8 protein-coding genes are annotated in these 9,930 nt (G+C 63.4%); 2 read left to right on the forward strand and 6 right to left on the reverse strand.

The window, feature by feature from the left end; genetic code table 11:
* The first annotated feature begins 48 nt into the window (after positions 1-48).
* A complete protein-coding gene (locus MESS2_RS27425; protein WP_008877855.1) occupies positions 49-630 on the forward strand; it encodes a TetR/AcrR family transcriptional regulator in 582 nt (193 codons plus the stop codon).
* 64 nt (positions 631-694) lie between these two features.
* On the forward strand, positions 695-1,504 hold the full coding sequence (locus MESS2_RS27430) for an MBL fold metallo-hydrolase (RefSeq protein ID WP_008877856.1): 810 nt from the start codon (positions 695-697) through the stop codon (positions 1,502-1,504).
* A gap of 351 nt (positions 1,505-1,855) precedes the next feature.
* Here the strand turns inward: MESS2_RS27430 and MESS2_RS27435 are convergent, their stop codons facing one another.
* The 6 genes from MESS2_RS27435 to MESS2_RS33600 form a co-directional block, all read right to left on the reverse strand.
* Entirely contained in the window at positions 1,856-2,878 is a 1,023-nt protein-coding gene (locus tag MESS2_RS27435) for a LacI family DNA-binding transcriptional regulator (protein ID WP_008877858.1), read from the reverse strand.
* A gap of 57 nt (positions 2,879-2,935) precedes the next feature.
* Entirely contained in the window at positions 2,936-3,730 is a 795-nt protein-coding gene (locus MESS2_RS27440) for an ATP-binding cassette domain-containing protein (protein ID WP_008877859.1), read from the reverse strand.
* 3 nt (positions 3,731-3,733) lie between these two features.
* Positions 3,734-4,720 carry an ABC transporter permease gene (locus MESS2_RS27445; protein ID WP_040594137.1) on the reverse strand — a complete coding sequence of 329 codons (987 nt, stop codon included), beginning with the start codon at positions 4,718-4,720 and terminating at the stop codon, positions 3,734-3,736.
* A gap of 109 nt (positions 4,721-4,829) precedes the next feature.
* Complete coding sequence (locus tag MESS2_RS27450) at positions 4,830-5,762, reverse strand: substrate-binding domain-containing protein (RefSeq protein WP_008877861.1); 933 nt, start codon at positions 5,760-5,762, stop codon at positions 4,830-4,832.
* Positions 5,763-6,258: 496 nt separating this feature from the next.
* Positions 6,259-8,880 carry an autotransporter outer membrane beta-barrel domain-containing protein gene (locus MESS2_RS27460; protein ID WP_008877863.1) on the reverse strand — a complete coding sequence of 874 codons (2,622 nt, stop codon included), beginning with the start codon at positions 8,878-8,880 and terminating at the stop codon, positions 6,259-6,261.
* A 1-nt stretch (position 8,881) separates the two neighbouring features.
* Positions 8,882-9,676, reverse strand: a complete 795-nt coding sequence (locus MESS2_RS33600; protein ID WP_008877864.1) for a hypothetical protein — start codon at positions 9,674-9,676, stop codon at positions 8,882-8,884.
* Positions 9,677-9,930: the final 254 nt, after the last annotated feature.

Here is a 9,930-nt window from a genome sequence, read left to right on the forward strand (position 1 = left end):
GCTGAATTTTTAGGGAGCCCCAATTCTTAGGGAGCCAAGGAGACTGCGATGGCAGACGGCATTTCGGAACGCGTCCGGCCCCGGGAACGAATCCTGGAGACGGCGCAGGACATGTTCCACAAGCATGGCATCAAGGGCGTCGGCGTCGACGCCATCACCGAAGCCGCCGGCACCAACAAGATGACGCTCTACCGTCATTTCGAATCCAAGGACGATCTGATCATCGAGTGCCTGCGCGCCACCGCGTGCAAGGCCGGCGCGATGTGGGACGCATTTGAGGCTGAGTACCCTGGCGACAAGCTCGCGCAACTGCACGCCTGGGTTCGCAAGGCCGCCCAGATGCTCAGCGCCGACAGCCGCGGCTGCGACATGGCCAATGCCGCCATCGAGTTGAGCGAAACCGATCATCCGGCAAGGCGTGTGATCAAGGAACTCAAGGAAGCCCAGCGCGAACGCCTGGTGAATTTGTGCCGGGAGGCCGGCGTCGGCCAGGCCGAGCTTCTCGCAGACACGCTGTCGCTATTGCTCGATGGCGCTCGCGTCAGCCTGCAGAGTGTCGGCGCCGCAGGCCCCAGCGCGCAGTTCGTGCGCATGGCTGAAGGCCTGATCGCATCGTTCAAGGCGCGGTAGTGGCGGGAGACGACCCGTTGCGGACGTTCTTAGGTTTGGAGGCCGTGTTAGGTTAGAGCAGTAAATGGAACGCATCACGGCAGGAACGCTGCACACTTCCTACCAGCTTGGCAGCCTTGTCTTCACCGCCCTCCGCGATGGTCATGTCGATATGCCGACTACCCGCCTACGTCAGCCAGGCGATAAGGTCTTTGGGGATGACTTTCCTACCCAGGTTCAACTTGTCAGCGGTCAGCTCAGGCTTTCGGTCAACGCCTTTGCAATCGACGATGGCGCGGACGTGACATTGATCGACACCGGCGCGGCGAATACCTGGCACCCAAGCATGGGGCTGCTTCCCGAGGCCTTGAGCGAAGCCAATATCTCGCCTGATCGGGTGCGGACGGTTGCGTTCACCCATACCCATCTCGACCATATCCATGGGCTCATTCTCGCGAACGGCGAAAACGCCTTCCCCCGGATGTCCAGGCTCCTTGTTCCCAGGGCGGAACTCGATATGTTTCGCAGCGAGTCAAGGCTCTCGCGGTTTCATGACATGGCTGAGCCCTTTGACGGCGGGCAGCGCCTGCAGGAAGGTTTTGAGGCTGTTGCGGCGCCCGGCCACGAGGTGGGGCACACATGCTTCCGGACTTCGAGCGGAGGAAAAGCTGTTCTGGTCTGGGGTGACATAATCCATGTTCCCTCCCTTCAGTTCGAGTGCCCGGAAGTGTCCTGGGAGTTCGACGCTGATCAAGCGCAGGCGCGTGCAAGCCGGCTCATGATTCTAGCGCACGCATCAGACGATCAGCTCTATGTCGCCGGAGCACATCTCGACTCTCCGGGCGTGGGCCGTGTCGTGCGCGCTGGAGATGGCTTCGTTTTCGAGCCGCTATGAAGGTCCTGGAGCGTCCGCTTTCCACCCAGAGCCGCAGTTGCCATCGGTACCAGGTGTCAGGTTTTCACCACTAGGGTCCCGCTATACGCGTCCGCATTTTGGACGCGGACGACATCTCCAAGAACGAAAAATGAAAAAAGCCCGCTGCCGGGAGGAGGTGGCGGCGGGCTTGATTTCGAATGCGGCGCGGGAGGAGGTGCACCGAATTCAAGGCCGGCATCGCATCTGGGAGGAGTAGATGGCCGACAACTATGAACTTACGGATTGCCTAACGATTCGGCAATTGCGAAAGATGCATAGCAGATGTGCATATTTGCCGTATCAGCTATGATCCGAAGCCGGAAAACGGCGTCATTGCACCGGGACGTTTTCCTTGAAAATCAGCCGCGGCTCGATGAATTTCCGGGTCAGATAGGGCGCCGACGATGCGATCGAGCCGAGCAGGCGAATGACCGACTGCTCGGCGATCAGCCGTGCATTCTGGTCGATGACGACATCGAGCAGATCGTCGACGAGATAGCCGCGTGTCGCCCGCGTCAAATCATGGCAGATGAACACCGGCTTCTTCTGCGGCCTGGCGTCCAGCAGCGCCTTGGCCACGCCCGAGCGGCCGGCGCCGACGCAATAGATGCCGAGCAACTCCGGCTCATTGTGCAGTGCCTGCATCGTCGCGGTGTAGCTGATGTCGGGCTCGTCGTTGATCTCGACGGCGCTGGTGACGGTCAGGTTGGGGAACTCCTCGCTCAGCACCGAGCGAAAGCCCATTTCACGTTCCTCGTGCCCGCGATAGGAGCGTGAGCCGACGACCATTGCCAGATGGCCCGGGCGCCCGCTCAGGAAACGTCCCATCAACAAGGCCGCGGTGCGGCCCGCAACACGGTTGTCGATGCCGACATAGGCCGATCGGGGCGCACCCGGCACGTCGGACACCAAGGTGACGAGGCGGATACCGGCCTCGACGATCTCGCGCAGGATGTTGCGGGTTCGCGGGTGATCGATGGCGATCACACCGACGCCGTTTGCCCTAAGCGAGAGATTTTCGATCGCCGCCTGTAACGCGCCTGGCGAAATGCCGGCCAGGTTGTGGATCCGGCAGGAGGCGACCAGCGGCAGGCGCGCCGCATAGTCCTCGATATGCCTTGCCAGATCCATCATGAAGGCGTTGGAACCGATCGGCAGGAAGAATTCGAGATGCGCCGGCCGCGAGGGCAGCGTCACCTGGTCGACGACCGGCAGATAGCCGAGCTGCTTGGCCGCTTCCATCACCCGTTGCCGGTTGGCCGCACTTGCGCCCGGCCGGTTGTTCAGCACCCGGTCGACCGTCGCGGTCGACAGCCCGCAGTTCCTGGCGATATCCGAAACGGTGGCTTTCATGGTCCCAGTCATAGGAGCGGATGCGATCCCGTGCCAGACATGCGGCCTGGCTGCTGCTCAGGCCCCCGAATGCTTGCCTTCGGCGATGGCGTCGCGGATCTCCTTGTCGGACATGCCGGTGATGACGCGTTCGACTTCCGTCACGTTGGTCTTCTTCGGGTCGATGTCGTCGGCGACCACCTTGCCCCGGCGCATCACGACGATGCGGTCGACCACCTGGAAGACGTGGTGGATGTTGTGGGCGATGAAGATGCAGGAATGGCCCGAATCGCGGGCGCTGCGCACGAAGCTCAAAACGCCTTGCGTCTCGGCGACGCCGAGATTGTTGGTCGGCTCGTCGAGGATGATGAGGTCGCTGTCGAAATGCATGGCCCGCGCGATCGCCACCGCCTGCCGTTCGCCGCCGGACAGCGAGCCGATCGGCGTCGTCGGCGGGATGTTCTTGGAGATGCCGACCTGCTTCAGCAGGTCGCGGGCGACCACGTTCATCGCCTCCTGATCCATCCGGTTGAGGAAGCGCGGCGACTTGATCGGTTCGCGCCCGAGGAACAGATTGCGGGCGATCGACAACTGTGTGACCAGCGCCGAGTCCTGATAGATCGTCTCGATGCCATGGGCGATGGCGTCGCTGGTGCTGCGGAAGTTGACCTTCTTGCCGCGGATGAAGATGTCGCCGCTGGTCAGCGGAACCGCGCCCGACAGCACCTTGATCAGCGTCGACTTGCCGGCGCCATTGTCGCCGAGCAGCCCGACGATCTCCCTTTCATTGACGTGGAAATTGGCTTCCACCAGCGCTTGCACGCGCCCGTAGGACTTGCGGATGTTCTCCATGCGGACAAGCGGTTCGGCCATGGTTCACGTCCCTGCCTGATGCCGGCGTTCCAGCCATGAGTGGAGCGCCATCATGCCGAGGATGATGGCGCCGATGAAGATGTTGTAGGCAAGGCCAGGCACGCCGATCAGCACGATGCCGTTGCGCATCACCCGCAGGATCAGGATGCCGAGAACGGTGCCGATAATGGTACCGCGCCCGCCGGTCAGCGCGGTGCCGCCGATCACCACCATGGCGATGACTTCGAGCTCGTAGCCGGTGCCGCTGTTGGGATTGGCCGCCGAGGTGCGCAGCGAGGAGATGACGCCGGCGAGCGAGGCCATCAGCGACGACAGGATGAACAGGCCGATCTTGACGCCGCTGACATTGACGCCTCGCGCCCTTGCCGCGTTGGGGTTGCCGCCCGCCGCCTGGATCCAGTTGCCGGTGCGGCTCTGCGTCAGCACATAGCCAAGCGCGATTGCGGCGGCGATGAACCAGAACAGCGACATGTAGATGCGGAACGGCCCGATGAAGAAGTCGCCGACCAGCACTTCCGCGAGCCAGCTGCCTTCGGCGCTCCAGGTCCGCTGGGGGAAACCGTCGGTGACGAACAGGGCAGTGCCGCGCACGACAAGCAGCATGCCGAGCGTCACCAGAAAGGACGGGATCTTGAGCTGCGTGACGAACCAGCCATTGACCAGCCCGATGAACGCGGCGACCACCAGCGCGATGAGGAAGCCCATTTCCAGCGAGGTGACGCCGCTGTTGAACAGGGTCCACATCAGAACCGGCGAGAAACCGAACACCGATCCGACGGAGAGGTCGAATTCGCCCGAGGTCATCAGCAGCGTCATCGCCAGCGCGATCAGGCCGAGCTCGACCGTGAAGGCCAGCGTGTTGGAGATGTTCTGCGGCGACAGGAAGCTCGGGTTGATGCTCCAGAAGACCGCGATTTCGACGACGAGCAGCACGAAAGGACCGAATTCGGGCCTCGCGATCAGACGTTGGACAACGGAACGATTTTCCACTTGGACCCGCGAAAGGAATTAGCCGAGACTTGCGCCGCACCCGGCAGCCTCGGCGAAAGGAAAGCATAGTCGCGACCGCAGGTGCGGCCGCGACTGTTCTGATTGCGGATTATTTGCCGGCCAGGATCTTGTCGTAAACCTCGGCGGTGTCCTTCTCGTAGAGCGCGCCGGTGATCACGTTGAAGCCGGGCGGAATGCCGCTGGCGGCCATGTTGGCCAGCGAAAGCGCCACATAGCTGGTCGCCTGCGGGTCCTGCCACTGCCCGGCATTGACGTAGCCGTTCAGCACTTCCTGGGTGGTGTCGAGCGAGTTGCCCCAGCCGACGACCGGGATTTCGCCCGGCTTGACGCCGACCTGGTCGAACACCCGCTTGATCGAGCCGGTCACCAGATCGCCGAGGCCGATGATCGCCTTGACCTTGGCCTTGTTGGCGGTGAGGTAATCGACCATGCGGTTGATCACTTCGGCCTGGTCGAGCGTCGCTTCGGTGATTTCATAGGTAATGCCGAGCGGCTCGAAGACGCTCTTGATGCCTTCTTCCTCCTGGACGCCATAGGTGGCGCCTGGAATCTCGACCGGCATCCAGACGAAATCACCCTTCTTCACCAGGCCCTTGTCGACCAGATACTGCGCCCAATGCTTGCCGAAGGTGACATTGTCGCCGCCGACATAGGCATTGAAGTCCGCCTTCGGATCGGGCGTGTTGAAGTTGATGATCGGGATGTTCGCCGCGCGGGCTTCCCCAACGATCTCGACAAGGCTGCCCGGATCGGGGCTGGTGGTGACGATGCCGTCGGCCTTGGCCGATATCGCCGCGCGGACGGCCTCCTGCTGGGACGCCACGTCGCCATTGTGGAACGAGGTGTTGACGGTGTTGCCGGTGTCCGTCGCCCACTGCTTGGCGCCGGCGAGGAAGTAAGTCCAGACCGGGTCGGCCGGGCCGCCATGCGAAATCCAGTAGAACGTCTTGGCCTGTGCCACGGCCGGAATGGCCAGCGCCATGATCAAGCCGAATACAAGCAGTCGTAGCCTTGTCAGCATTTGATTTCCTCCCATTTGAAAGTGATCTCCACATCGGGCGATCCGGGCGAAGCCCTGACCGTACCTCCTGTCATCGCCGATCCGGACGCCCAAGAGCATTCCCTTTTTCGGTCGATGGCAAGCCTCCATCCGCCAAAGGATGTTGGCGCAACGCATGGCGCCATCAGCAATCCCATCAGATTGCATCAGTTTGGCTGATATTTTCCAAGCGCAGAGACGCCTCAGCGCTTCAGGCGCTGATGCAAGGCCAGGGTAATTGAAAAGCCGGCTTGCCGCCGGTGCCTGCTCAGAGACTGTTTCGAAATTCGCTCAGGCGAGTCATATGGTGGTGGTTTCGAGAACCGGAGCGCAGCGGACATTTGGGTCCGTGAGCACCGGCCTACGCCGGCCGTAGCCTTAGCTACCACAACTGCTCATGAGTGCTTCGGCCGGCGAAGGCCGGAAGCGCAGAAAACGCCATCAGATGGCCGCCAGAGTAGAATTTCCAAACGGTCTCTCAGAACCGATAGGTCAGGCCGCCCTTAACCGCATTGGTGCTGGTCTCGCTGGCCAGCTGGCCTTCATAGTCGACGTTCAGCGAGAGGTTCTGGCTGACGTTGAAGTCGAAGCCGGCACTGAGAGCGAAGCTGTCCCTGGCGATCGGCGCGCCGGCAACGCTGAAGCTGCCGCCGGTCTCGACAAACGACATGGCGAGTTCCGGCGTCACGTCGCCATAGGCATGGCGCCAGGCAAGCGTGGCGTGCGGGGTCAGGGTGCCGGCGCCGACGGCGAAGCTTTTCGCCAGCCTCAGGCCAAGCGTGGAATAGGGCACGTCGAAAGAGAGGCCGGACGAACTCAGGCCGGGGGCGGGCGCATTGGTCTCGCTGAAATTGTCCGTCTCGATCCGGCTCCAGGCCAGCTGCGCGAACGGCTCGAAACCCATGCCGCCGGCTTCCGCCGCATAGGCTGCCTCGACGAAGAGATTGGTGGTCGAGCCGTCATAGGAAGCTGTCGGCTGTTCGGCGAGGCCGAGCATGCCGGCGGTGCGCGTGGTATCGATGTCGCTCCAGCCATGGCTGGCGCCGCCGCGCAAGCGGAAATCGTCGAAGCTCGCGCCCGCATAGGCGGCGATCAGAACCGTCGCGGCGTCGGCGCTCGACAGCCGCGCGTCGACATCGCTGCCGGCCGAGGCGTAGCCGGCGGCAATGCCGAACGTTGCATAGCCCATGGTCACATCCGCGCCGGCGAGGAAGCCGCCAAGAGAGCTGTCGAGCTTGGCCGCGTCGCCACTCCCGTCGGCGCTGTTCCACTGGCCAAACCCTTGAGCCCAGGCGGAGTAGATTGGACCCGTCGGCCCGGCTGCCGGCGCGTTAATCGGAAACGGGGTGGCCGGTGAGGTCGGACCATAGGCCAGAACCGGACCGTTGAAGGCGAGCGCCGCCGTGGCGGGCGACGTACCGGCCGAGGCTTGGCGCAGGCGGCCGACCAGCGTGTCGGCGACCAGCGTGCTTTGATTGAACAGCGTGTTGCCGAGCGAGGCATGTGCCTCGCCCGAGAGCAAGTCGTAGCCTGCCGCGATGGCGGCTTCTTCGCCGGCGGTCGCGGCGGCGAGCGTGGAGTAGAGCGTGCCGCCGCCCGCTGCGCTCAGAGCATCGGCGACCGCCGCCTGGTTGGCGGTCTGGGCGAAACCGGCGAAGGAGACGCCGTTCGATGCCAGCTCCAGCGTTATCGAAGCGCCATCGCGCCCCAGTGTCGCGTCCGTGAACAGGAAGTCGGGAGCGACGAGCGTGTCGAATTGCCCGTCTGGCGTCGCCGTCTGCGCCGCCGAGACGATGGTGTAGGTGCCGAAGGAGAGCGACCCGAGGGCGGACAGTTCGACCGTGCCGCCATTGATCGCCGAGGTGCCGGCAACGATCTGGTCCGAGCTGCTGCCGCTGACCTCGACACGGTAGGTCGAGCCGGCCTCGAATGTCGCCGTGCCGTCGACCGTGATGGTGCCGACCGAGTTGCCAGGCGAAACGGTGCCGCCTGTTCCCACCGTGAGGCCGCCGAGGGTCGCATTGCCGCCCAGCATCGCTCCATTGCCGACACTGACGTCCGCCGAGGCGAGCGAGCCGTTGAGGACGAGGCCGCCGTTCAGCGTCACCGCGCCGGCAAAGCTGCTGGTGCCGGTGGCGGTGAAGCTGGAGCCGGCTCCGACGAGCAGCGTCTCGAAGTCGCGATATTGCGCGTCGTTACCCAACAGGCCGAGGTCGAAACCCCCGGTGCCGCCCAACTCGAACGTGTCGCTGCCCGTGCTGCCGGTGACATAGCCGATCATCTGGCTGCCCGAGCGATAGACGAAGCGGTCGTCGCCGTCGCCCATGTCGACGGCCTTGGCCTCGGCATCGCCGGTCTGAATCGTGCCGGCATTGTCGATGATGTCGTCATTGGCGCCGATGAACGTGACCGCAACGCCGTCCGAGCGGATCACGCCTTCATTGGTAAGCGTGGTGGAGAAGGGCGCCGGACCCTGCGCGCTGTCGTCGATGAGGATGGCACGCCCGACATTGTCGAGGCCCTCGTTGAAGTAGTTGTCATAGGCCTCGATGACGCCGCCGGCATGGTTGTGGATCACGCCGCCGCCGGCGGCGATGCCGTCGGCGGTGTTCAAAGCGCCGTCCTTGGTTCCGGTGGCGCCGGTGCCCTGAATCAGGCCGTAATTGTCGAGCGCGATCCGGCCGTCGACATCCACGCCATCGCCATCGCCGTCCGGCACCGCAGGGTCGCCATCGTCGCCGAGGAGGCCGGTCGCCGCGCCACGAATGGTGCCGCGGTTGGTCACCGTGACGACGGTGTCGCCGGAGCTGTCGACGTTGATGCCCGATCCGTTGCGGCCGACGATCAGGCCGCCGGCCTCATTGGTCACATCGATCGCGCCGTCGCCGGTAATGCCGTGCTCGGCGCCGAGAATCTGGCCGCCGGTCTTGTTCACCACCGTGCCGCCGGCATCCTGGAAATCGACGCCGTCGCCATCGCTGGTCAGGTCGGTTGACTGGATGAGTCCGTAATTGGTCACGGTCGCGCCGGCGCCCGGGCGCATGGCGTCGGCGCTCTGCGATTGGATGATGCCGCTGGCATAGTTGGTGACGGTGATCACATTAAGTGAGGTCGGCGAAGTCGAGCGCCTGGCCTTGGCCGCCGTCGATCAGGCCATAATTTCCGATGCTGACCACCGCGCTCGTGTCATCGCTGTCGGCGCTGATCTTGAAGGCGTCATCGGTGCCCAGAATCCTGCCGCCGAGTTGGTTGACCAGATCAAACGACGTCAGCGTCTCGATATTGCCGTCATCGTCGAAGCTGAGGGCGCGGTTCCCGTCCTGCGCCTCTATGGTGCCGGAGTTGATCAGCGTGATGCTGCCGGCGCCGAAGCGGATCGCGTCGTTTTGCAGCGCGGTGATATCGCCGGTACTCTCGATCAGCACCGTGGCCGTCGCCGACGTGGCGCCATTGAGATCGAAGACCTGGCCGGTGCTCGAAGTCATCGAACCGGTGTTCACAACATGCAGATTGCCGTTGTTGAACGCATTGTTGATGCGCAAGGTGTCATTCGCGGATTCGATGCTGCCATTGTTCTGCAGCGTGAATGGCCCGCTTACCGCGCCGCTGGTGTCGATGGCCCGGCTGCCGCTGATGATCTGACCGTCATTGACGATGCTGACGCCGGCGGGGCCGGTGGCCGCGCCGTTCCAGATGATGGCGCTGCCTGGCACATCAAGGGTGCCGCCGGCTTCGATCTGCCCGGTATCGGTGCCCGAGACGGTTTGCTGGCCGGTCTGCGTCGTGCCTGTCGCCACCGTGAATGAATCGGCGCTGGCGGTGAAAGGAACGGACAGGACAGACCCGGCGGCGAGCAGCGCAAGATAGCTCGCCGACGACGAGAAGAAGCGGTTCATGATGGAGGCCCCCAAGCCAGTTCTAAAGCCAGTTTGTCTTCATGCCCCGCTAACCAATGCGGATGACAAACAGGTGACAGTTGGGGTGATGATTGGATGGTCCTGCCCTGGGGTGTGTTGAGATTCAGGTCAGGCCGAGCCGAAAATGGCGGTTTTCGAGAACCGGAGCGGAGCGGACATTTCGTCCGAGCACCGGAAGCGCAGGAAGCCGCCGTTTGCAGGCCGGCATCACCTGAATATCAATACATCCTAGT

Source organism: Mesorhizobium metallidurans STM 2683, assembly GCF_000350085.1.
Classification (GTDB): domain Bacteria; phylum Pseudomonadota; class Alphaproteobacteria; order Rhizobiales; family Rhizobiaceae; genus Mesorhizobium; species Mesorhizobium metallidurans.